The sequence below is a fragment of the Streptomyces sp. NPDC021115 genome (assembly GCF_044333065.1).
Classification (GTDB): Bacteria; Actinomycetota; Actinomycetes; order Streptomycetales; family Streptomycetaceae; genus Streptomyces.
The window spans coordinates 88,801-111,593 of record NZ_JBIRQF010000010.1 but is presented as its reverse complement, the minus strand read 5'-3'; the positions used below and the strand labels follow the sequence as shown (position 1 = coordinate 111,593).

Annotated in this window: 20 protein-coding genes; 9 read left to right on the top strand and 11 right to left on the bottom strand. The window is 73.4% G+C overall.

The window, feature by feature from the left end; translation table 11 throughout:
• Nucleotides 1-11 precede the first annotated feature (11 nt).
• Together ACH4TL_RS28145 and ACH4TL_RS28140 are read left to right on the top strand one after the other, a co-directional pair.
• Complete coding sequence (locus ACH4TL_RS28145) at nt 12-824, top strand: SDR family oxidoreductase (RefSeq protein WP_398321081.1); 813 nt, start codon at nt 12-14, stop codon at nt 822-824.
• On the top strand, nt 821-1,735 hold the full coding sequence (locus ACH4TL_RS28140; protein ID WP_398321084.1) for an SDR family oxidoreductase: 915 nt from the start codon (nt 821-823) through the stop codon (nt 1,733-1,735). The genes ACH4TL_RS28145 and ACH4TL_RS28140 overlap by 4 nt, the downstream gene beginning before the upstream one ends.
• Before the next feature lie 17 nt (nt 1,736-1,752).
• Here the strand turns inward: ACH4TL_RS28140 and ACH4TL_RS28135 are convergent, their stop codons facing one another.
• The 6 genes from ACH4TL_RS28135 to egtA form a co-directional block, all read right to left on the bottom strand.
• Nucleotides 1,753-2,817, bottom strand: a complete 1,065-nt coding sequence (locus ACH4TL_RS28135; protein ID WP_398321087.1) for a GDSL-type esterase/lipase family protein — start codon at nt 2,815-2,817, stop codon at nt 1,753-1,755.
• Between the two features lie 39 nt (nt 2,818-2,856).
• On the bottom strand, nt 2,857-4,089 hold the full coding sequence (locus tag ACH4TL_RS28130; RefSeq protein WP_398321090.1) for a transglycosylase family protein: 1,233 nt from the start codon (nt 4,087-4,089) through the stop codon (nt 2,857-2,859).
• 242 nt (nt 4,090-4,331) lie between these two features.
• On the bottom strand, nt 4,332-5,297 hold the full coding sequence (gene egtD, locus ACH4TL_RS28125) for an L-histidine N(alpha)-methyltransferase (protein ID WP_398321093.1): 966 nt from the start codon (nt 5,295-5,297) through the stop codon (nt 4,332-4,334).
• Entirely contained in the window at nt 5,294-6,049 is a 756-nt protein-coding gene (gene egtC / locus ACH4TL_RS28120) for an ergothioneine biosynthesis protein EgtC (protein WP_398321096.1), read from the bottom strand. The genes egtD and egtC overlap by 4 nt, the downstream gene beginning before the upstream one ends.
• 27 nt (nt 6,050-6,076) lie before the next feature.
• A complete protein-coding gene (egtB, locus tag ACH4TL_RS28115) occupies nt 6,077-7,411 on the bottom strand; it encodes an ergothioneine biosynthesis protein EgtB (RefSeq protein ID WP_398321099.1) in 1,335 nt (444 codons plus the stop codon).
• Nucleotides 7,408-8,673: an ergothioneine biosynthesis glutamate--cysteine ligase EgtA gene (gene egtA, locus ACH4TL_RS28110; RefSeq protein ID WP_398321102.1), complete on the bottom strand. Its 1,266-nt coding sequence runs from the start codon at nt 8,671-8,673 to the stop codon at nt 7,408-7,410. The genes egtB and egtA overlap by 4 nt, the downstream gene beginning before the upstream one ends.
• Before the next feature lie 266 nt (nt 8,674-8,939).
• Between egtA and ACH4TL_RS28105 the strand changes: the two genes are divergently transcribed.
• The 4 genes from ACH4TL_RS28105 (at nt 8,940) to ACH4TL_RS28090 (ending at nt 12,659) form a co-directional block, all read left to right on the top strand.
• Nucleotides 8,940-9,944: an NADPH:quinone oxidoreductase family protein gene (locus tag ACH4TL_RS28105; RefSeq protein WP_398321105.1), complete on the top strand. Its 1,005-nt coding sequence runs from the start codon at nt 8,940-8,942 to the stop codon at nt 9,942-9,944.
• Entirely contained in the window at nt 9,941-11,149 is a 1,209-nt protein-coding gene (locus ACH4TL_RS28100) for an acyl-CoA dehydrogenase family protein (protein WP_398321108.1), read from the top strand. The genes ACH4TL_RS28105 and ACH4TL_RS28100 overlap by 4 nt, the downstream gene beginning before the upstream one ends.
• A complete protein-coding gene (locus ACH4TL_RS28095; RefSeq protein ID WP_398321111.1) occupies nt 11,146-12,282 on the top strand; it encodes an acyl-CoA dehydrogenase family protein in 1,137 nt (378 codons plus the stop codon). Before ACH4TL_RS28100 ends, ACH4TL_RS28095 begins: the two co-directional genes overlap by 4 nt.
• Before the next feature lie 182 nt (nt 12,283-12,464).
• A complete protein-coding gene (locus ACH4TL_RS28090) occupies nt 12,465-12,659 on the top strand; it encodes a hypothetical protein (protein ID WP_009720740.1) in 195 nt (64 codons plus the stop codon).
• A gap of 40 nt (nt 12,660-12,699) precedes the next feature.
• On the opposite strand, the gene ACH4TL_RS28085 is transcribed toward ACH4TL_RS28090, so the two are convergent.
• Entirely contained in the window at nt 12,700-14,091 is a 1,392-nt protein-coding gene (locus ACH4TL_RS28085; RefSeq protein ID WP_398321114.1) for a family 2B encapsulin nanocompartment shell protein, read from the bottom strand.
• Between the two features lie 105 nt (nt 14,092-14,196).
• On the bottom strand, nt 14,197-15,609 hold the full coding sequence (locus tag ACH4TL_RS28080; RefSeq protein WP_398321117.1) for a family 2B encapsulin nanocompartment shell protein: 1,413 nt from the start codon (nt 15,607-15,609) through the stop codon (nt 14,197-14,199).
• A 432-nt stretch (nt 15,610-16,041) separates the two neighbouring features.
• Here ACH4TL_RS28080 and ACH4TL_RS28075 point away from each other — a divergent pair, with 432 nt between their 5' ends.
• On the top strand, nt 16,042-16,902 hold the full coding sequence (locus ACH4TL_RS28075) for a phosphatidylinositol-specific phospholipase C/glycerophosphodiester phosphodiesterase family protein (RefSeq protein WP_398321120.1): 861 nt from the start codon (nt 16,042-16,044) through the stop codon (nt 16,900-16,902).
• An 88-nt stretch (nt 16,903-16,990) separates the two neighbouring features.
• On the top strand, nt 16,991-17,479 hold the full coding sequence (locus ACH4TL_RS28070; protein ID WP_398321123.1) for a GNAT family N-acetyltransferase: 489 nt from the start codon (nt 16,991-16,993) through the stop codon (nt 17,477-17,479).
• Here ACH4TL_RS28070 and ACH4TL_RS28065 read toward each other — a convergent pair.
• Together ACH4TL_RS28065 and xylB are read right to left on the bottom strand one after the other, a co-directional pair.
• On the bottom strand, nt 17,460-18,707 hold the full coding sequence (locus ACH4TL_RS28065; protein ID WP_398321126.1) for an ROK family protein: 1,248 nt from the start codon (nt 18,705-18,707) through the stop codon (nt 17,460-17,462). The two genes, ACH4TL_RS28070 and ACH4TL_RS28065, sit on opposite strands and share 20 nt — an antisense overlap.
• A 67-nt stretch (nt 18,708-18,774) precedes the next feature.
• On the bottom strand, nt 18,775-20,232 hold the full coding sequence (xylB, locus tag ACH4TL_RS28060) for a xylulokinase (protein ID WP_398321129.1): 1,458 nt from the start codon (nt 20,230-20,232) through the stop codon (nt 18,775-18,777).
• Between the two features lie 189 nt (nt 20,233-20,421).
• On the opposite strand from xylB, the gene xylA reads away from it, so the two are divergent.
• Nucleotides 20,422-21,594: a xylose isomerase gene (gene xylA, locus ACH4TL_RS28055; RefSeq protein ID WP_398321132.1), complete on the top strand. Its 1,173-nt coding sequence runs from the start codon at nt 20,422-20,424 to the stop codon at nt 21,592-21,594.
• 83 nt (nt 21,595-21,677) lie between these two features.
• Here the strand turns inward: xylA and ACH4TL_RS28050 are convergent, their stop codons facing one another.
• Complete coding sequence (locus tag ACH4TL_RS28050) at nt 21,678-22,775, bottom strand: pectinesterase family protein (RefSeq protein ID WP_398321135.1); 1,098 nt, start codon at nt 22,773-22,775, stop codon at nt 21,678-21,680.
• Between the last annotated feature and the right edge of the window lie 18 nt (nt 22,776-22,793).

Sequence of the window (22,793 nt, the reverse complement as noted above, 5' to 3'; positions counted from 1 at the left end):
AGACAAGGGACATGGCCCACTCCATCGACCTGTCCGGACGCGTCGCCGTCGTCACCGGCGGCACCCGCGGCGTCGGCGCGGGCATCGCCCGGGCCCTGCTCGCGGCGGGCGCCGAGGTCGTCGTCTGCGCCCGCCGCCCGCCGGACCACCCGGTCACGGCCGCCGGGCGCACCGCCCGCTTCCGGCCGCTGGACGTACGGGACGCGGCCGCCGTCGCCGACTTCTTCGCCCGGGTGCGCGAGACCCACGGCCACCTGGACGTCCTGGTCAACAACGCCGGAGGCAGCCCGTACGGACTGTTCGCCGACTCCGGCCCGCGCCGCGCCGCGCGGATCGTCGAGCTGAACCTGATCGCGCCGATGACGGTCGCCCTCGGCGCCCATGAGGTGATGCGCGGTCAGGAGGGCGGCGGATCGATGGTGATGATCGGCAGCGTCAGCGGCACCCGTCCCTCGCCGGGCACGGCCGCCTACGGGGCCGCCAAGGCGGGCCTGGACAACCTCGCCCGCACCCTCGCCGTGGAATGGGCGCCCACGGTCCGGGTCAACACCCTGGTCCTCGGCATGGTCCACACCGGAAGCGCGCAGCTGCACTACGGCGACGCCACCGGCGTGGCCGCCGTGTCCCGCACCGTGCCGCTGGGCCGCCTCGCCACCCCGCAGGAGGCGGGCGACGCCTGCGTCTTCCTCGCCTCGGACCTCGCCGCGTACATCACCGGCGCGAGCCTGACCGTCCACGGTGGCGGGGAGCGCCCCGCGTTCCTGGCGGCGGCGCGGCCCCCGGCGGACACAACACCCTCAGCAGAAGCAGGAGGAGCAGGATGATAGGCATCTGCACCGGACGCGTCACCGTCGTCACCGGCGCGGGCCGCGGCCTCGGCCGGGCGCACGCCCTCGCCTTCGCCGCCGAGGGCGCGCGGGTCGTCGTGAACGACCTCGGCGTGGCGCCGGACGGCGCGGGAGTGTCCCCGGGCCCCGCCCAGGAGGTGGTCGAGGAGATACGCGCGCACGGCGGCGAGGCCGTGGCACACACCGGGGACATCGCCACCGCCGACGGCGCGGCCTCCCTCGTCGCCGCCGCCCTCGACACCTACGGCCGCCTCGACACCCTCGTCAACAACGCCGGATTCCTGCGCGACCGCATGTTCGTCAACCTCGCCGAGGACGACTGGGACGCCGTGATCCGCGTCCACCTCAAGGGACACTTCCTGCCCCTCAAGCACGCCGCCGCGCACTGGCGCGCCGAGGCGAAGGCGGGCCGGACACCCACCGCGCGGGTGGTCAACACCAGCTCCGGGGCCGGACTGCTGGGCAGCGTCGGACAGGGCAACTACGCGGCCGCCAAGGCCGGGATCGTCGGCCTCACCCTGGTGGCCGCGGCCGAGCTGGACCGCTACGGGGTACAGGTCAACGCGATCGCCCCGGCGGCCCGCACCCGCATGACGGAGGCGACCTTCGCCGACACCATGGCGGCGCCCGACGAGCCCGGCGCGTTCGACGCGATGGCGCCCGGCAATGTCTCACCGCTCGTCGTCTGGCTCGGCTCCGCCGCCTGCGCCGGGGTCACCGGACGGGTCTTCGAGGCCGAGGCCGGGCGCATCACCGTGATGGAGGGCTGGCGGCCCGGGCCGACCGCCGACAAGGGCGCCCGCTGGACCCCGGCCGAGGCCGGGGAGGCAGCGGCCAAGCTGCTCGCCGCCGCCGAGGCGCCGGGGCCGGTGTACGGCGCGTCCTGACGCACACGCGCCGGCCGTCACGGCACACATCCGGCGCGCCTCAGCACCGTCATGAACCGGGAGGCGAAGACCGGATGCCCGTCCGCCGAGGGGTGCAGCCGGTCACGCCCCTCCGGCTCCAGCAGCAGCCCCGCACAGCCGGGCCCGAACACCTCCGGACCGTGGACGTACGCCAGGTTCTTGTCGCCGTGGTCGCGCAGCAGCGCCACGGCCCGCCGTATGTGCGCCCGGCACTCGCGCAGCGTCATCCCCGACGGCCCGGGCACCTCCTCCCGCTCCGGCGCCGTGATGGTCGACATCACGGCGAACGGGGTGTCCGGATGCCCCTCCCGCACGGTGCGCACGAAGCCGACCAGCGCCGAGGCGAGCGCGTCGCGGTTGTGGCTGCCGAGCGCCTGGACGTTGATCCCGACGCAGACGGTGAGCAGCTCGGCCGGGAGGTCCCGCATCAGCCGCGCCGTCATCGGCTGGAGGCAGCAGGCCGCCCCGAGAGCCAGCGAGGTCAGGTCCCATCCGGCGCGCCGTGCCACCAGGGCGGCCCAGGTACGGCTCGGTGACGCGGCCCCGCGCCCCTGCGAGATGGAGCTGCCGAAGTGGACCCAGCGCGGCCGCTGTTCGGCACTGTCGCGCTCGACTGTCGAGTCCGCCTCCAGCGTCAGCCCCCGCAGCCGGAACCGGTGGTAGTACGGCAGCCACAGCTCGACCGTCGTCATCCGCCCCGGCAGCCCGTCCACCCGGACCTCCGCGTCCCCGCCGTGCGTCTCCAGGGCGGCGGTGGCCGCCAGCCGCCCGTCGCACACCACGTCGAGCCGGGCCCGCTCCTCGGGGCCGTTCAGCTTCGGCGGGGGATCGGCCTGGTAGCGGCAGCCGAGCGAGGAGCTGTCGGTACGCAGCGTCACCCGCACCCCGGACGGCATCGCGGCCCGCCCCAGCCCGCCCTCGGGGAGGTACAGCGCGGCGTCCTCGTACGGCAGCCGCCAAGGGGCCGTCCAGCCGGGGCCGCGCTGGAGGGACACCGCGCCCCGGTAGGTCAGGCGCGGATCGTCGTCGCGTACGTCGAGCGGGGCGGGCCGATCCTGCATGGCAGGAGTCTGGCACGCCCCACCGACAGCGAGCGGGGCTCAGATGCTGATGCCGTGGGCGCGCAGATAGCTCAGCGGGTTGATGTCCGAGCCGTAGGCGGGCCCGGTGCGCACCTCGAAGTGGAGATGCGGTCCTGTGACGTTCCCGGTGGCGCCCGAACGGCCGATCTGCTGGCCGACGTTGACGCCCTGCCCGGCGCGCACCGACAGCTGGGACAGGTGTGCGTACTGGCTGTACTTGCCGTCCGGGTGCCGGATGACCACCTCGTAGCCGTACGCGTCGGCCCAGCCCGCCGAGACGACCTGGCCCGTGGCCACGGCCTTGACCGACGTGCCGACGCCCACGGGGAAGTCGATGCCGGTGTGATGGCCGCTCGACCAGCTGGATCCGGCCGTGCGGTAGCCGGTGGTCGGGGTGACGCCGCTCACCGGAGCGGTGAAGCCGGTGGCGGTCGCGGGCTTGGCGGCGGGCTTGCTCACGCGCCGCTCGGCCTGCCGCGGCTCGGCCTTCGCCTTGGGCTGGGCTCTGTGTCTGGCCTGGGGCTTCGCCGCGGGCTTGGCCTTGGCCTCGGCTTCCGGCCTGGACTCGGTCTTCGGCGTGGCCTTGCTCCCGCTCAGGGAGAGCTTCTGGCCGGGGTAGATCAGATCGGGGTCGGAGCCCACCGTGGCGCGGTTGTTCTCGTAGAGCGCGTGCCAGCCGCCCCGCACATCCTGCGCGTCGGCGATCCGGGACAGGGTGTCGCCGCCCACGACCACATAGCGGCCGGTCTTCGTCGTCACGTTGCCCGGCAGGCTGGTGGGCGTCGGCTTGCTCTGCCGCACCGTCTCGGCGGTGCTCGCGTGCTTCTCGGCCACCGCCTTGACGGCCTTCGGCGCGCTCTGGGGCGCGGCGGCGTCGTGCGCCAGACCGGCCTTGCCCGAGCACACCGGCCAGGCCCCGGGGCCCTGGCCGTCGAGCACCTTCTCGGCGACGGCGATCTGCTGGGCCCTGGTGGCAAGGTCCGCCCGCGCCGCGTAGGCGGTGCCCCCGTACGCCTCCCAGGTGCTCTGGGTGAACTGGAGTCCGCCGTAGAAGCCGTTCCCGCTGTTGATGTCCCAGTTGTTGGTGGACTCGCACTGGGCGACCTTGTCCCAGGTCTCGCTGGAGGCGGCGTTGGCGCCCGAGGCGGCGACGAGAGGGAGTGCGATGCCGGCGCCGCCCGCCGTGACACTCAGCGAGGCACGGGAGATGCGGTTGGGCTTGTAACGGCGGTGGCGTCCCCGTAAGGGCATGGACGGCTCCTTCTCCTGCTGCCTGTGAGGTGCTGCCCGTGAGGCGGGCTGCCAAAGCGGGCCAAACATAAGGGGCCCGATTTGGCCACAACAAGAGGGAGTTCACACCGAAAAAGGGCCACAGCGCGCTGTGCTGCGACCCTCTTCCGGCAATGTGATGTGCATCACATTATTTCGGTCGGTGGCTCAAGCGGGACGCAGGGTGACGATCACGCGTCCCCTCGTCCCACCACCCCCATGCGTCACATCCGTACCGCCAGCGACAGTGCGAACCGGCCCGCGGCATCGGTCCACCAGCGCCGCGACTCCAGCCCCGCGGCCGCCAGTTCGGCCCGCACCTTCTCCTCCCGGAACTTCGCCGACACCTCGGTACGGACCTCCTCCCCGGCCGCGAAGGACACCGCGAGATCCAGCGCGGGGATCTTCACGGTGAGGTCCTTGCGCGCCCGCAGCCGCATCTCGACCCATTCCCGCTCGGCGTCCCACACCGCCACATGGTCGAAGTCCGCGGGGTCGAGTTCGGCGCCCAGCTCCCGGTCGAGGACCCTGAGCACGTTCTTGTTGAACTCCGCGGTGACGCCCTGCGCGTCGTCGTACGCGGCGACGAGCGTGGCCTCGTCCTTGACCAGGTCGGTCCCGAGCAGCAGCGCGTCACCCGGCGACAGCAGGGCGCCCACCGAGGCCAGGAACCCCGCCCGCTCGGGCGGCAGCAGATTGCCGATGGTGCCGCCGAGGAACGCCAGCAGGCGCGGCCCCGGAAGGTCGTCGGGCAGCGAGAGCCCGCCGAGGAAGTCGGCGACCAGCGCGTGCACCGTCAGCTCCGGATGGTCGGCCAGCAGCGCGTGTCCGGCCAGCTCCAGGGCGCTCTCGCTGACATCCACCGGGACGTAGGCATGCAGATCCGGCAGCGCCTCGATCAGATGGCGGGTCTTCTCGGAGGACCCGGAGCCCAGCTCGATCAGGGTCCGGGCGCCGGTGGCGTCCGCGATCTCCGCGGCGCGCGCGATCAGGATCTCCCGCTCCGCGCGCGTCGGGTAGTACTCGGGCAGCCGGGTGATCTCCTCGAAGAGTTCGCTGCCGCGGGCGTCGTAGAACCACTTCGGCGGCAGCTGTTTGGGGGTGCGGGTCAGCCCCTCGGCGACATCGGCGCGCAGGGCGGCGGCCGTGGCGTCGGCGGGCAGGGTGCGGGTGACGGTGAAGGGGCTCACGCGGAACCCTCCTTGAGTGCGGTGAGAAGTACATCGGAGCGGGTGGCGGTGAGCAGTGTGCGGTCGGGGACCTCGGTCCACCGCGGATCGTCGTCGTACGGCTCGGAGGCGACCACGACCTCGCGGTCCTGGCCGGTCAGGTACCAGAGCGTGTCGCCCCAGGCGGTGGCGGCGATCGTCTCCCCGTCCATGAGCAGCAGGTTGAGCCGCGAACCGGGCGCGGCGGCCGCCACCGCCTCGGTCGTCCGGGCCAGCGCCTCCGGCAGCTCATGGCCCAGCCGCAGCGCGTGCAGCGTCAGCGCCCAGACCAGCGCCGAGTCGCAGCGCGCCTCCAGCCCGAGCAGATCGGCGGGCGGCAGGGACGCGGCGAGTCCCGCGAGCGCGTGCGGCCAGCCCTGGACGGCCCCGTTGTGGCTGAACAGCCAGGCGCCGGAGGCGAACGGCGAGGCGCCCGCCTCGCCGTCGGCGCTCGCCTCGGTGGCGTCCCGCACCGCGCCCATCAGCGCATCGGTCCGTACCACCCGGGCGAGATCGGCGAACGACAGGTCGCCCCAGACGGGCCCCGCGCGCCGGTAGCGCGCGGGCACCGGGTCGCCCGGCGCGTACCAGCCGACGCCGAACCCGTCGGCGTTGACGGTGCCGTGCGCCTGCCGCCGCGGCGCCCATGACTGCCGGAACAGGCTGTGCTCCGGCGCGATGACGACCTCGCCGATGGGCTTCTCGGATCCCAGGTACGCCAGATGCCTACACATGGGCGCCCCCGGTGAGCCCCCGCGCGCTCATGAGACCTCCGCCGGGGACGCGTCGCGGGCGGTGCGGAAGCCCGAGAAGATCTGGCGGCGGACCGGCAGGTCCCAGTTGCGGAACGTGCCGCGGCAGGCGACCGCGTCCACGGCGAACGAGCCGCCGCGCAGCACCTTGTACGCGGGCCCGAAGAAGACCTGCGAGTACTCGGGGTACGGGAAGACGGTGAACCCCGGGTAGGGCAGGAAGTCGCTCGACGTCCACTCCCACACGTCCCCGATCAGCTGCCGTACACCCAGCGCCGAGGCGCCCTGCGGATAGCTGCCGGCCGGTGCGGGCTGGAGGTGCCGCTGGCCGAGGTTGGCGTGGTCGGGAGTGGGGTCCGCATCGCCCCACGGGTAGCGCCGGGACCGGCCGCTCGCCGGGTCGTGGCGGGCCGCCTTCTCCCACTCCTCCTCGGTGGGCAGCCGGCGCCCGGCCCAGCGGGCGTAGGCATCCGCCTCGTACCAGCTCACATGGAGCACCGGCTCCTCGGGCGGTACCGGCTCGGTCACCCCGAAGCGCCGGCGCAGCCACTGGCCGCCCTCGCGCCGCCAGAACTGCGGGGCGCTCAGGCCGTGCTCCTGGATGTGCGCCCAGCCCTCGGCGGTCCACCAGCGCCGCTCGGTGTAGCCGCCGTCGGCGATGAAGCGGGCGTACGCGCCGTTGGTCACCGGAGTGGTGTCGATGAAGAACGGCGGCACCAGCCGGTGGTGCGCGGGGCGCTCGTTGTCCAGCGCCCACGGCTCGGTCGAGGTGCCCATGGTGAATGGACCGCCCGGGACCAGCACCTCCTCCGGCAGGACGTCGCCCGCGGGGCCGGGCGGCGGCGGGGCGGTGAGGGCGGCCGGGCCGCGGCGCAGCTGATGGGTGATGAGCATCGTCTCGTCGTGCTGCTGCTCATGCTGCGCGATCATGCCGAAGGCGAAGGCCGCGTCGACCAGCGGGGCGCCGCGCAGCTCGGTCCGCTCCAGGACGTCGAGCACCCGGTCGCGTACGTCCGAGACGTAGCCGCGGGCCTCGGCGGGCGCCAGCAGCGGCAGCGAGGGGCGTTTGGCGCGCGGATGCTCGAACGCGTCGTACACCGAGTCGATCTCGGGGCGCAGGGCGACCTGCCCGCCGACGGCGCGCAGCAGCCACTGCTCCTCCTGGTTGCCGATGTGCGCCAGGTCCCAGACCAGCGGCGACATCAGGGGGGAGTGCTGGGCGGTGAGGTCGTGTTCGTCGACGCAGGTGGTGAGGGTGTGGGTACGGTCGCGCGCGGTGCGCAGAACCGATTCGGCGCGCTGGCGCAGCGCCTCGGGGTCGAGTGCGGGGCCGGAAGCGGTCATGACCGTTCCTCCTTCCCGGGAAGGGGGGCGAGCAGATCGTCGGCCGGACATCGGCCGCGGGCGACATACCGGTCCGCGAAGTCGGCGACGGTGGACACGACGGCGGGGGAGGCGCCGATCCGGGGCAGCGCCTCCAGCGCCGCGGCGAAGCAGGCCACGGCGGCGTTGCGCAGCTCGGGGTCGGTCAGGGCGTCACGGGTCGCCGTCATCCACAGCGGATTGCAGGGCGCGGGCCGGGCGCCGGCCGTCTCGGCGAGCGGCTTCACCACGCGGTAGACGGTCTCCGCGGCCTGGGGGTCGTCGAAGAGCGCCACGGTCACGGCGAGGGGCACGATCCACCCGTCGTCGCCGCTCTGCGCGTCGATCATGCGCAGTTCGAGATGGCCGCGCGGGCGGATGGGCGGGAAGAGGGTCGAGACATGGAAGTCGAGGTCGTCCTGGGTGGGCGGGCGCGGCAGGCCGGTACGGGCCCACTGCCGGAAGGTGAGGCCGTCCGGCACGGCCCAGCGCGTGCCGTCGTCCCGGATGGCCATCACGGGCGCGTCCAGCACGTATCCGGCCCAGGCGGCGCGCGGGTCCCTGTCGTCCGGCGGGGCGAGCGTGCGCCCGGGGTCCATCGCCGCCCACAGCGCCTGCCGGGTGGAGCGGAAGCCGGTCGGGCGGCCCTCGCGCAGCGGGGAATTGGCGAACGCCGCGGTCAGCACGGCGCCCAGCAGATGGCCAAGCCGCCAGCGCCGCCCCAGGCCCAGCGGCCCGGGCTCCTCGTGCCCGGCGTCCACACAGACCTGCACGGAGGCGGTGTTGCACATCATGGAGCGCCCCGCCGGTCCGCGGCGGTTGAAATACGTCTCCATGGAGTCGTAGCGGGGCGTGGTGAGGATCCTGCGCGGCGGGCGCCAGGGGTCGTGGCCGTGGCCGGCGATGCCGAGGCCCAGCTCGGCGAGGAGCGCGCGGACGAGGACCAGATCGGCGGCGGCGGACTCCACGCAGGCGGTGAGGGAGTCGGCCGGGAGGGAGCTGAGCTCCAGCTGGCCGCCGGGTTCGAAGGTGAGCGCGGACGTGAGGCTCAGTCCGCGCAGGGCGGTGACCGCGGCTTCCAGCCGGGCCGCCTCGACGGGTCGTGCGGGGTCGTGCGGGTCGTACATGAGCCATTCGAGCTCGACGCCGATGCGTCGCGGAGGACCGGTCTTGAAACAGATGCCGTGGAGTCTGGCCTCCATCTCGGCCTCGTCGATCGCCTTGCTGTCGGGCACAGTCGTCATCTCCCGTCCCGTGACGGCCGTCGGATCGCTGCGAAACGAACCGATATGTCGCCGCCCACTCTTGTCCGTCGAGGTCCCGGGCTCAAGGGTGCCTCCAGAGTTGCACAAGAGTTCACCGAGCGCCGGGCGGGAAAGGCAGGATGGCTGACGCCTCCGTACGAGCCGGTTCCGCTGCTCGTACCGACTGGTTAGTATGTGCGCCCCGAGGCGTTACAGTGCCCCGACGCGTTACCGCGCCCCTACCGAAAGCTTCTGGAGGCCACCGGATGCAGGCATGGCGAGTGCACGACAATGGCGAGCCCCGTGAGGTGATGCGCCTCGACGACGTGCCCGACCCGGTGGCCGGGCCCGGGGAACTGCTCCTGCGGGTCCGGGCCGTCGACGTCAACTTCCCGGACGCCCTGCTGTGCCGCGGCCACTACCAGATGCGGCCGCCCATGCCGTTCACCCCGGGCGTCGAGGTGTGCGGCGAGGTCGTCGCCCTCGGCGAGGGGGCGCACGGCGAGGTGGGCGCGCGCGTCCTGGCCACCCCCACGCTCCCCGCGGGCGGCTTCGCCGAGTACGTGACCGTCGACGCGGCCACCGTGCTGCCCGCGCCCGACGCACTGGACGACGCCCAGGCCGCGGCCCTGCACATCGGCTACCAGACCGGCTGGTTCGGCCTGCACCGCCGGGCCGGGCTGCGGGCCGGGGACACGCTGCTGGTGCACGCCGCCGCGGGCGGCGTCGGCAGCGCCGCCGTCCAGCTCGGCAAGGCGGCCGGGGCACGGGTCATCGGCGTCGTCGGCGGCGAGGAGAAGGCCAGGGTCGCCCGCGAACTCGGCTGCGACCTGGTGCTCGACCGGCGCGGCGACGACATCGTGGCGGCGGTCAAGGAGGACACCGGGGGACGCGGCGCCGACATCGTCTACGATCCGGTCGGCGGCGACGCCTTCGCCCAGTCCGTCAAATGCATCGCCTTCGAGGGCCGGATCGTGGTGGTCGGCTTCGCCAGCGGCGTCGTCCCGCAGGCCGCCCTCAACCACGCCCTGGTCAAGAACTACGCCATCCTCGGCCTCCACTGGGGCCTCTACAACACCTACGACCCCGCCGCGATCCGCGCCTGCCACGACGAGCTGACCAAGCTCGCTGCCCAGGGCGCCGTCCGGCCGCTGGTCAGCGAGCGGGTGCCGATGGACGGAGCCGCGGACGCCGTCCAGCGCGTCGCCGACGGGGTGACCACCGGCCGCGTCGTGGTCGTCCCCGGACTGCCCGTGGGAGGCGCCCGATGAGCACGCCCGGGACCACCCCGCACGACATCACGGACGACGGACTGCGCAGCCGCACCCGCGCGTTCCTCGAAGCCCACTCCCCGGCCACCACCGACCGCCTGGACTTCCTGCGCGCCCGCTTCGACGCCGGACTCGCCTGGGTGCACTACCCGGTGGGGCTGGGCGGCCTCGACGCGCCCCGCTCGCTCCAGGCCGTCGTGGACGCCGAACTGGAGGCCGCGGGCGCACCCGACAACGACCCCCGCCGCATCGGCATCGGCCTCGGCATGGCCGCGCCCACCATCCTCGGCTTCGGCACCGAGGAGCAGCGGCAGCGGCTGCTGCGCCCGCTGTGGACCGGCGAGGAGGTGTGGTGCCAGCTGTTCAGCGAGCCCGGCGCCGGGTCCGACCTCGCCGCGCTCGCCACCCGCGCGGTGCGCGACGGCGACGACTGGGTGGTCGACGGACAGAAGGTCTGGACGTCCAGCGCCCACCTCGCCCGCTGGGCCATCCTCATCGCCCGCACCGACCCCGACCTGCCCAAACACCGCGGCATCAGCTACTTCGTGTGCGACATGACCGACCCCGGGGTCGAGGTCCGGCCGCTGCGCCAGATCACCGGCGAGGCCGAGTTCAACGAGGTCTTCCTGACCGGCGTACGCATCCCCGACAGCCGCCGCCTCGGCGAGATCGGCGAGGGCTGGCGGGTCGCCCAGACCACCCTGATGAACGAGCGCGTCGCCATCGGCGGCGGCCGTGTCCCCCGCGAGGGCGGCATGATCGGCCTGGTTTCCGGGACCTGGCGCAACCGCCCCGAACTGCGCACCCACGATCTGCACCAGCGGCTGCTGCGGCTGTGGGTGGACGCCGAGGCCGCCCGGCTCGCGGGCGAGCGCCTCGGCCAGCAGCTCGCCGTCGGCCAGCCAGGGCCCGAGGGCTCGGCCATGAAGCTCGCCTTCGCCCGGCTCAACCAGGAGCTCAGCGCCCTGGAGACCGAACTGCTCGGGGACGAGGGCCTGCTCTACGACGACTGGACGCTGCGCCGCCCCGAACTGGTCGACTTCACCGGACGCGAGGCCGGTTACCGCTATCTGCGCGCGAAGGGCAACTCCATCGAGGGCGGCACCTCCGAGGTCCTGCTCAACATCATCGCCGAACGCGTCCTGGGCCTGCCGCCCGAGCCGCGGACCGACAAGGACGTCCCGTGGAAGGATCTGCCCCGATGAGCACCCCGGACCTGCTCTACACCGAGGCCGAGGACGATCTGCGCGCGGCCGTGCGGTCGCTGCTCACCGACCGCTGCCCGCCCGCCGCCGTGCTGTCGGAGGCCGAGAGCGGCCGGGCGTACGACCCCGGGCTGTGGCGCTCCCTGGGCACCGAGATGGGCACGGTGGGGCTGCTGGTGCCCGACAAGCTCGGCGGGCAGGGCGCCACCGCGCGCGAGGCGGCCGTCGTGATGGAGGAGCTGGGCCGCGCCGTCGCCCCCGTGCCGTACCTCACCAGCGCCGTCCTCGCAGTCGGCGCCGTGCTGGCCTGCGACACCGGCGAGGCCGCCGTGGCGCGGCTGCTCGGCGCCCTCGCCGAGGGCCGTACGGTCGGCGCGCTGGCCGTACCGGCGGCCACCGCACCCGGCGGCGGCGCCCCGGCCGCGACCGTGCGGGTGGACGGCGACGGGACGCTCAGCGGCCGGATCCCCCATGTCGCGGGCGCGGCGGGCGCCGATGTGCTGCTCGTGCCCGCCGACGGTTCCGACGGCTACGGGCTGTACGCCGTGGAGACCACGGAGGCCAGCGTCTCCGTGGAGCCCCTCACCTCGCTCGACCTCACCCGGCCGCTCGCCGCGGTGACCCTCACCGGCGCCCCCGCGCGCCTGCTGGCCGGGCCGGACCGCGCGCGGGACGCCGTCGTACGGGCGCTGCTGACCGGCGCCGGGCTGCTCGCCTCCGAGCAGCTGGGCGTGGCCGAGTGGTGTCTGACCGAGACCGTGCGCCACACCAAGGAGCGCCATCAGTTCGGCCGCCCCGTCGGGTCGTTCCAGGCACTCAAGCACCGGATGGCGGCGCTCTACCTCGAACTGGTCTCGGCCCGCGCCACCGCCCGGCACGCCGCCGACGCGCTGGCCGCCGACAGCCCGGACACCCCGGTCGCGGTGGCCGTGGCGCAGGCGTACTGCGGGCAGGCGGCGGTGCACGCGGCCGAGGAGTGCGTGCAGCTGCACGGCGGCATCGGCATGACCTGGGAGCACCCGGCGCACCTCTACCTGAAGCGGGCCAAGAGCGCCGAGACCCTGCTCGGCACCCCGGGCCGCCACCGCCAGGCGCTCGCCACCCTGGTGGACCTCCCGGCCCCCACCGGCTGACCGTTCGGCGCAGGGTGAACCCGGCCCGCTGTGGGGCGGGTTCACCCTGCGCTGTGGCCATCCGGAGGTCGAACGGGAGAACGGCACTCGTGTGGAGTACCCGCTTCGAGTGGATTCAGGGCGATTCTGGGCCACACTGACGGCCGGATCCCGATCCCCTGAAGCGGCCCAGGAGGCCCCCCATGGCCATTTCGATCTCCGTGGTCCTGCTCCTGCTGATCCTCGCGGTGGTCTTCCTGCGCAGCGGCGGGCTACGCGTCTCGCATGCCCTGGTCTGCGTCACGCTGGGCTTCTACCTGGCGAGCAGCAGCATCGCGCCGACCATCTCCGAGGGCCTGTCCGCGACCGCGGACGTGGTCAGCAGCGTCCGCCCCTGACCGGCGCCCGCGACCGCGGTACGGCCGCCGCGGTCAGCGCTCAGCGGCCGATCTCGACGTCCTCCAGCACGCCCAGGGCATCGGGCACCAGGACCGCCGCCGAGTAGTAGGCGCTCACCAGATACGACGTCACGGCCTGGTCGTTGATGCCCATGAACCGCACGTTCAGGCTGGGCTCGTACTCGTCCGGAATGCCCGTCTGATGGAGACCGATGACGCCCTGGCTCTCCTCCCCGGTGCGCATCGCGAGGATCGAGCTGGTACCGGACTCGCTCAGCGGGATCTTGTTGCAGGGCAGCAGCGGCACCCCGCGCCAGGCGCGCACCGCGACGCCCGCCACCTCGGCGCCCTGCGGATACAGCCCCCGGCTGCTGCACTCGCGGCCGAAGGCGGCGATGGTGCGCGGATGCGCCAGCAGGTACTGCGTCTTGCGGCGGCGGGCCAGCAGCTCGTCCAGATCGTCCGGGGTGGGCGGGCCACTGCGGGTGTGGATGCGCTGGGTGAGGTCGGCGTTGTGCAGCAGGCCGAACTCCCGGTTGTTGACCAGCTCGTGCTCCTGGCGCTCCCGTAGCGCCTCGATGGTGAGGCGGAGCTGCTGTTCGACCTGGTTCATCGGCTCGTTGTAGAGGTCGGCGACGCGGGTGTGGACGCGCAGGACGGTCTGGGCGACGCTCAGTTCGTACTCGCGCGGCTTCAGCTCGTACTCCGCGAACGTCCCCGGAAGCGTCGGCTCCCCCGTATGGCCGGAGGCGACCGCGATATCGGCCTCACCCTTCCGGTTCCGCGCGGGCGCGGTCCGCTCGGACGCCTCCTGGAGATGGCCGCGCAGTGCCTCGGAACGGTCGGCGGCCTCCTGGAAGAGCCGGCGGGGGAGGGTGAGCACCGTGGTCCGGGTGACGGCCCGCGCGGTGAACTCCCAGGTGCCCTCCGGTCCGGTCAGCACCGAGTCGCCGAAGAACTCCCCGTCGGCCAGCAGCCCCAGCGCGGTGCCCTCGTCGTACGCCCCGGGCGCGATCTGCCGGACCTTGCCGTGGGCGATGAGGAACACCTGGTCGGCCGGGCGCCCGGCCTCGACCAGCACATCGCCGGGCGCGTACTCGCGCTGCACGCAGCCGTCCGCCAGCGCCTCCAGCACCTCCGTGTCGTCGAAGCCGCGCAGCGTCGGCAGCTCGCCCAGCTCCGGCGGAATCACCCGCACCTCGGAGCCGGTGCTGACGAACTCGATCCGTCCGTCCCCGACCGTGTAGCTGAGCCGCCGGTTCACCCGGTACGTACCGGCCGACACCTGGACCCAGGGCAGCACGCGCAGCAGCCACCGGGAGGACTTGGCCTGCATCTGCGGCACGGACTTGGTGGTGGTCGCCAGATTCCGGGCGGCGGCCGTACCCAGGCTCAGCGGCTGCTGCTCACCGGACTCCACGGAGGTGGTCATCTGTGTTCGTCACCCATTTCGATAGAGGGAGGGGGCGTTGCGGGAGGGTCGAAGGCCGTACGGGCGGCCGGGGGCAGGGCCGCCGGATGGTCGGAGTCCGGTCCGTCAGAGTCCGATTTCCACGTTCTCCAGGACTCCCAGTGCGTCCGGGGTGAGGACGGCCGCGGAATAGTAGGCGCTGACGAGGTACGAGATGATGGCCTGGTCGCTGATTCCCATGAAGCGGACGGAAAGGCTCGGCTGGTATTCATCCGGAATTCCCGTCCGGTGGAGCCCGATGACGCCCTGGTTCTCCTCTCCGGTGCGCAGCGCCAGGATCGAGCTGACCCCACTGCGGCTCACCGGAATCTTGTTGCACGGGAAGATGGGCACCCCGCGCCAGGCCGGCACCGCGTGCCCGTTCACCTCCGCGTGCTGCGGCACGATGCCCCGGCTGTTGAACTCCCGGCCGATGGCCGCGATGGCCCGCGGATGGGCCAGGATCAGCCCCGGGTCCTTCCAGACGGTGGCCAGCAGCGCGTCGAGGTCGTCGGGGGTGGGCGGGCCGCCGCGGGTGTGGATGCGCTGGGTGAGGTCGGCGTTGTGCAGCAGGCCGATGTCGGGGTTGTTGACCAGTTCGTGTTCCTGGCGTTCGCGCAGTGCCTCGATGGTGAGGCGGAGCTGCTGTTCGACCTGGTTCATCGGCTCGTTGTAGAGGTCGGCGACGCGGGTGTGGACGCGCAGGACGGTCTGGGCGACGCTCAGTTCGTACTCGCGCGGCTTCAGCTCGTACTCCGCGAACACCCCGGGCAGGACCGGCTCGCCGGTATGCCCCGAGGCCAGGTCGATCGACGCCTCACCGTGCTCGTTCTGCGCGGCCACCGGTGCCGAGCGGACCGCCTCCACATGGGCCCGCAGCTCCCGGGACCGGTCCAGCTGCTCCTCGAACTCCTGCCGGGACAGGGTGAGCGCCGTGCAGGAGGTGACCGCCTTGACCGTGATGCCCCAGGTGCCGGGCTCGGCAGCGGCCAGCTCCCGCTCGCCGATGTGGTCGCCCCCGGCGGCCGAGCCGACCACCGAGGGCTCGTCGAACGCGCCATCGGCCAGCTTGTCGACCTTGCCGTGGGCGAGCAGGACCAGCTCGTCGGCCGGGTGCCCGGCCTCCACCAGAAGGTCTCCGGGGGCGAACTCCCGCTGGGTGAAGCGGTCCGCCAGCGCCTCCAGCACCGCGGTGTCCTCGAAGGCGCGCAGCAGCGGCAGTTCGCGCAGCTCGACGGGGATGACCCGCACCGTGGAACCGGTGGTGGTGAACTCCACCCGCCCGTCGCCGAGCGTGTGCGACGCCCGGCGGTTCACCCGGTACGAACCACCGGGCACCTGCACCCACGGCAGCATGCGCAGCAGCCACCGCGAGGTGATGCCCTGCATCTGCGGCACGGACTTTGTCGTCGTCGCCAGATTCCGTGCCGCCGCCGTGCCCAGACTCGTGGGGGGCTGCGGATTGCCGTTTCCGGAACCTGATTCAACGGACGTCGTCATCGTGAATGCCACCCCTGTATGGACGTGAAGAGTATGGGCCTGAAGAGATAATCCGCTCGAAGCAACTGCCAAGCTAGCAGCGGACTTTGGGCGGTGCATTCACTCAAAAGAGTGCGCCACCAGGGGTTTGCGGAATTCATGCCGGGTGAACACTCCGATCCCATTCGGAACCGGCCGCCCGGCACCGCCAGAGGGGTGGTTGCGCACCGTCGTCCGCGCGCCGCCCGGCTCGATGACGGCGCTCGAACCGAAGCGCGGCGCGCGGGCGTCGGCGTGCGCCGCCGGGGCCGCGGGAACGGCGTGGAAATGGCCGGAGACCACCTGCGGAACTCTTCGCACGCCCCTGCCCACGGGGAGCGCGGCGCCCCGATACTCACTGGCGTCCGTACGCGCACATCCGGCAGCACGCCGGGACGAGAGCCGGGAGGCCCCATGGTCCGCCGTACACGCCGCGCCTTTGTCGTCACGCTCGGAGCCGCACTCGCGGGCGGCACCGCCGCCCCGGCGCTCGCGGACTCATCGGGCCCCGGGCCCAAGCCGCCGCTGGCCAGAGCCCACGCGCACAACGACTACGAGCACCCCCACCCGCTCACCGACGCGCTGTCCCACGGCTTCGGCAGCGTCGAGGCCGACATCTGGCTGGTGGACGGCCAGCTGCTGGTCGCCCACGACGCGACCGAACTCGACCCCACCCGCACCCTGGAATCCCTCTACCTCGACCCGCTGTTCCAGCGCGTCACCGCGAACGGCGGCCGGGTCTACCGCGGCTACGACCTGTCGCTGCAACTGCTGATCGACATCAAGACCCCCGGCGAGGCCACCTACCTCGAACTCGCCAAGCGGCTGCGCCGCTACAGCCGGATGTTCAGCACCGCCTACGGCGGCGTCGGCGGCCGGGTGCGGCGCGGCGCGGTGACCGCCGTCATATCTGGCGACCGGGGAGCGCGTGCCCCCATGGAGGCCGAGAAGGTCCGTCACGCCTTCTACGACGGACGGTTGGAGGACATGGGCACCGGCGTGCCCGCCTCCTTCATCCCGCTCATCAGCGCCGACTGGACGAAGACCTTCACCTGGCAGGGCGCCGGCCCGATGCCGGCAGAGGAGCGGGAGAAGCTGTACCAGATCACCGTCGCCGCCCGCGCGGCCCGGCAGAAGGTGCGCTTCTGGGCAACCCCCGACCTGGCGGGCCCGGAGCGCGACGCCGTGTGGCGCGAGCTGCTGGCCGCGCGCGTCGACTACCTCAACACCGACGACCTCGCGGGACTGGAGGAGTTCCTGCGCGGCACCCGCTGACACCGCACGGGGACACCGGCGGGCGGGCCCGGCGGACCCGCGGAAATCGGTTCGCGGGACGCCGGTCCGCTCCGCCATGCTGGCCGCCATGTTCATCAGGACCGCCACCCCCGAGGACTGGCCCGCTATCTGGCCCTTCCTGCACCGCATCGTCGCCGCGGGCGAGACCTACACCTATCCGCGCGACCTGGACGAGGACCGGGCCCGCGACATCTGGATGCTGACGCCCCCGGCCCGTACCGTCGTCGCCACCGACGCCGACGGCACGGTGCTCGGCTCGGCCAAGATGAACCCCAACCAGATGGGCCCCGGCGCCCATGTGGCCGGGGCCAGCTTCATGGTGGCGCCCGAGAGCGCCGGGCGCGGCGTCGGCCGCGCGCTCGGCGAACACGTCCTGGAGTGGGCGCGCGCCGAGGGCTATCAGGCCATGCAGTTCAACGCCGTGGTGGAGACCAACACCCGGGCGGTCGCGCTGTGGCGCTCACTCGGCTTCGAGGTGGTGGGCACCGTGCCCAAGGCGTTCCACCATCCGGCTAAGGGCTACGTCGGGCTGCACATCATGCACCGCTTCCTGTGACCGCGGCCGCGTCCCTGAGTGCCGCCGGATCGTCGAGCACGGCCTGCACCACCGAGTGCGCCGCGCCGAGCAGCGGTCCGTCGGAGCCCAGCCGCGAGACCGTCACCGCGCCCTGACCGGAGCGCGCCGGGTCCGCGACCCGCAGCGCCAACTCCCGCTCCAGGGCGGGCAGCAGCCAGGGCGCCAGCGGGGTGAGCGCGCCCCCGAGCACCACCGTGCGCGGATCGAGGAGGTTCACGGCACCTGCCAGGGCGATCCCGAGCGCCGCGCCCGCGCCGCGCAGCGCGCGCCGTACCCGGCGGTCGCCGTCCGCCGCACGCTCGGCCAGCAGGGCGATCCGGCCACCGGGCCCGGGGTGCTGGGCCGCGGCCTGTTCGGGGGACAGGCCGCTCGCCCGCAGCACCGCCTCCTCGCCCGCGTACTGCTCCAGACAGCCGCGCCCGCCGCACGCGCACGCGGGCCCCTCGGGCCGCACCGGCACATGGCCCAGCTCGCCCGCGAAGCCGTGGGTGCCGCGCAGCAGCCGCCCGTCGAGCACGACCGCGGCGCCGATGCCGATTTCGGCGGAGACATGGACGAAGTCGCGCGGCGCCGGGTCATGACCGCCCCGCCACAGCTCGGCGAGCGCCCCGAGGTTGGCCTCGTTGTCGACGGTCAGCGGCAGTCCGGGCAGCGCGGCGCGCAGGGTGGGGCCGATGTCGACGCCCTCCCAGCCGAGGTTGGGGGCGCGCACCACCAGCGACGACTCGCGCGCCACCAGACCGGGCACCGCCACCGCGAGCCCGGCGGGGCGCAGTCCCTCGCGCTGCGCCTCCGCCGCCACCTGCCGGACCAGGTCGGCGAGCCGGGCGAGCGCCGGGGCCACGGCGCGGTCCCGGTTCGCCGATGCCACCTCCGTACGGGCCCGCACCCGGCCGCCCAGGTCCACCGCGCAGACGGCCAGATGGTCCACGCCTATCTCCGCGCCGATCCCGGCCGGGCCCCGCTCGTTGAGCTGGAGCGCGCTGCCGGGGCGGCCGACCGTGCCGGGCCGGGACGGGCCCAGCTCGACCAGCAGCCCGTCCCGGATCAGCTCGTCCACCAGCGTGGAGACGGCGGCCCGGGTCAGCCCCACCCCGGCCGCGACGGACGCGCGGGAGAGCGGTCCGCGCGCGGCCACGGCGTGCAGCACGAGGGAGAGATTGCGGCGGCGCATCGCCTGCTGGGTGTTGGGCAGTGGCGCTGCCACCGTCGTCGTCTCCTCTCGTGCGGCACGTGCGACGCGTACGGCCTTCTCGTATGGTCCCCGGCGAGGCTCAGGCCCGGCGCAGCAGCCCGTCCGCGTCGGACAGCACCCGCGCGATGCGCTCCCGCGCCTCCTCGTCGCGCTCCACCGCCTCGTACGACGGCCCCTCAGCGGTCGCCCAGCGGCGCGCCACCGCCGCCGGGTCCTCGCCCAGCGCCAGCCCCGCGGCCTGGGCCGCGGCGCCGAGGGCGACCAGCTCCTGCGCCCGCGGCACCTGCACGGGGCGGCCGCTCAGCCGCCGTACCGTCTCGCGCCAGGCCGTGCCCTTGGCGCCGCCGCCGATGAGCAGCAGCGGCGTGTCGGGTGCCGCGTCCGCGTCCAGCACCTGGTCGAGTGCGGTCAGCAGGGTGAAGACGGCGCCGTCGTACGCGGCCTGGAGGAGCCCGCCCGGCGTCGTGTCGTGGCGCAGCCCGTGCAGCAGCCCGGAGGCATGGGGCAGGTTCGGGGTGCGCTCGCCGTCCAGGAACGGAAGCAGTACGGCCTGGCCGCCCGGCTCCACCGCCTCCCGGTCCCGGCCCAGCAGCGCGGCCACCTTGTCGACGGCGAGCGTGCAGTTGAGGGTGCAGGCCAGCGGAAGCCACGCCTCACGGGTGTCGGCGAACCCGGCGACCATCCCCGTCGGATCGGCGGGCCGGTGTTCGGAGACCGCGTACACGGTGCCGGAGGTGCCGAGGCTGAGCACCGGCTGTCCCGGGCGCAGCCCGAGCCCGAGCGCCGCGGCCATGTTGTCGCCGGTTCCGGTGGCCACCAGGGCGCCGGTGGGCAGCGGCAGGTCCGGCAGGTCCCGTACCGTCCCGGCCGCCTCGCCGTGCCGCAGCACGCGCGGCAGCAGGGCGGGGGAGAGCCCGATCCGGTCGAGGATCTCCTCGTCGTACGCCTCGGTGGCGGACGCCCACCAGCCGGTGCCCGAGGCGTCGCCGCGGTCGGTCGTGCCGTATCCGGTGAGCCGTTCGGTGAGGTAGTCGTGGGGGAGGCGGACGGCCGCTGTGGCGCGGGCCGCCTCCGGCTCGTTCTCCGTCAGCCAGGCCCATTTGGTGGCGGTGAACGAGGTGGCGGGCACGCTGCCGATCCGCTCCGCCCATGCCTTGGGCCCGCCCAGCTCCTCGACCAGCCGGTCGCGCTGCGGCGCCGAGCGGACGTCGTTCCACAGCAGCGCCGGGCGTACCGGACGGCCGGTGGAGTCCAGCGTCACCAGCCCGTGCTGCTGGCCGCCGATGGAGACCGCGGCCGCCTGCCGAGCGTGCGGACCGCACTGGCCCAGCGCCTCCGCCAGCGCCTCCCACCACTGCTCGGGATCGCTCTCCTTGCCCTCACCGTCGGCTCCGCCGCCGACGGAGTGCGGTCCCTGGCCGCGTGCGACGACCCGGCCGGTCGCGGCGTCGACGACCAGTGCCTTGGTCGACTGCGTGGAGCTGTCCACGCCCACGACCAGCGGTCCTTCCGGCACGGGCACGGCTGCTGCTGCCATCTCGCGCTCTCCCTTGCGTGCGTCCCTGTGTGCTGCGACGAGCCTGTGCTGCGACGAGCTTGTGTGCTGCGACGAGCTTGTGTGCTGCGACGAGTCTCCGTGACTGGAGCGGGGCTTCCCCGGAATGCTCGCGCATACTAATTTGTAAAGCGCCCTGACGAAATAGGCGAGAGAGGCGAGGGAGTCGCGATGAGCTACAGCCCCACCCCCGAGGACAGGTTCACCTTCGGCCTGTGGACGGTCGGCTGGCAGGGCCGGGACCCGTTCGGGGACGCCACCCGCCCGGCGCTCGACCCCGTCGAGTCCGTCACCCGGCTCGCCGAACTCGGCGCGTACGGTGTCACCTTCCACGACGACGACCTCATCCCCTTCGGCGCCTCGGAGACCGAGCGCGAGTCGCACATCAAGCGCTTCCGGCAGGCCCTGGACGCCACCGGCATGACCGTGCCCATGGCCACCACCAACCTGTTCACCCATCCGGTGTTCAAGGACGGCGCCTTCACCGCCAACGACCGTGACGTCCGCCGCTACGCCCTCCGCAAGACCCTGCGCAACATCGACCTCGCGGTCGAGCTGGGCGCGAAGACGTATGTGGCCTGGGGCGGCCGCGAGGGCGCGGAGTCCGGCGGCGCCAAGGACGTGCGCGCCGCCCTCGACCGGATGAAGGAGGCGTTCGACCTGCTCGGCGCGTACGTCACCGAGCAGGGCTACGATCTGCGCTTCGCCATCGAGCCCAAGCCCAACGAGCCGCGCGGCGACATCCTGCTGCCCACCGTCGGCCACGCCCTCGCCTTCATCGAGCGGCTGGAGCGGCCCGAGCTGTACGGGGTGAACCCCGAGGTCGGCCACGAGCAGATGGCCGGGCTGAACTTCCCGCACGGCATCGCCCAGGCGCTGTGGGCGGGCAAGCTCTTCCACATCGACCTCAACGGCCAGTCCGGCATCAAGTACGACCAGGACCTGCGCTTCGGGGCGGGCGATCTGCGGGCCGCCTTCTGGCTCGTCGACCTGCTGGAGACGGCCGGTTACGAGGGGCCGCGCCACTTCGACTTCAAGCCGCCGCGCACCGAGGACATCGCGGGCGTCTGGGCGTCGGCCGCCGGGTGCATGCGCAACTACCTCATCCTCAAGGAGCGGGCGGCCGCCTTCCGCGCCGACCCGGAGGTCCAGGAGGCGCTGCGCGCCTCGCGGCTGGACGAGCTGGTCCGGCCCACCCTGGACGAGGGCGAGACCCCGGCCGCGCTGCTGGCCGACCGCACCGCCTTCGAGGAGTTCGACGCCCGGGCCGCCGCCGGGCGTGGCATGGCCTTCGAGCGCCTGGACCAGCTCGCCATGGACCATCTGCTGGCCGCACGCGGCTGACCGCGACCGGCCGCCGGTCCCGCCCCCCGACGGGACCGGCGGCCGGAGTTCATCGGTCCGATGAGCTCACCGGACGCGCCGGATCAGGACGGCTGCCAGCCCGCGAGCCAGTCCGCGATCTCGTAGTCGGCGGCCTGCGCGTCGGTCAGCTGCGGCCGGTCGCCGCTCGCCGCACCGGAACCGGCGCCCGTGTTCTTGTACTCCGCGAAGCGGTCGTCCTTCCAGGAGAAGCCGCTCATGTCCGTCCACGGCGTGGTCTTGACCGCCGCCGACAGGTTCGTATTGCGGACGACCGCCTGCGGATCGAGGCTCGCGTCACCGCCCGCGTGCCAGGGCCGGCCGAGGTAGAAGGACCGGCTGGTGACGTCCCCGCTGATGGTGCTGTCGATGAACAGGAAGCCCTTCTTCCCGGCCGCCGTCGAGGGCGCCGCGACATAGCCGGCGGAGCTGCCGTCGTAGCGCTTGACGAGCCGGATCGTCGACTTGTTGATAACGGCCGAGGCGCGGCCGAAGATGAAGTCGACATTGCCCTGGACCACGGAGTTGTTGACGTACACCCGGCCGGTCTTGTCCTTGCTCGCGGAGTCCAGCAGCAGGGTGTCCTGGTCGCCGACCGCGCCGATGTCGTCCAGCACGATCTTGTCGGCCGCGGTGCGCAGCGCGACCGCCTGCTTGTCGGTGATGCTCGTGTTCGCCTCGTTGAAGTCGTTCGCGAACTGGAGATGGCGCGCCTGGAAGTCGTCCGCCTCGACCGCGACGGTCGCGCTGCCGCTGGTGCCGTAGGTGCCGCCGCCGGGCTTGGGGGTGCCGGAGGCGTTGTTGTAGACGATGGTCACGTCGCCCTTGTTGCCGGTGCTGCCCACCAGCCGGACGTGCGGCTTGTTGGAGGGGATCTTCACGGTCTCCCGGTACGTACCGGGCTTGACGGAGATGGTGACCGCGGAGGAGTTGTCCGCCGGGACCGCGTTCACGGCCGCCTGGACGGTCGTGTACTGACCGCTGCCGTCCTTGGCGACGACGAGGGTCGCCGCGGCGGCGGAATCGGCCGCGTGGGCCCGGCCGCTGTCGCCGAACCAGCCGGTGGCCGGAACGGCGATCAGCGCGGCGCCGGTGGCGAAGGCCAGGGTGCCGACGAGCGGACCGGGGCGGCGGCGCCGGGAGCGCGGACGCGATGAGGGCATGGGGGATCTCCGTCCCGT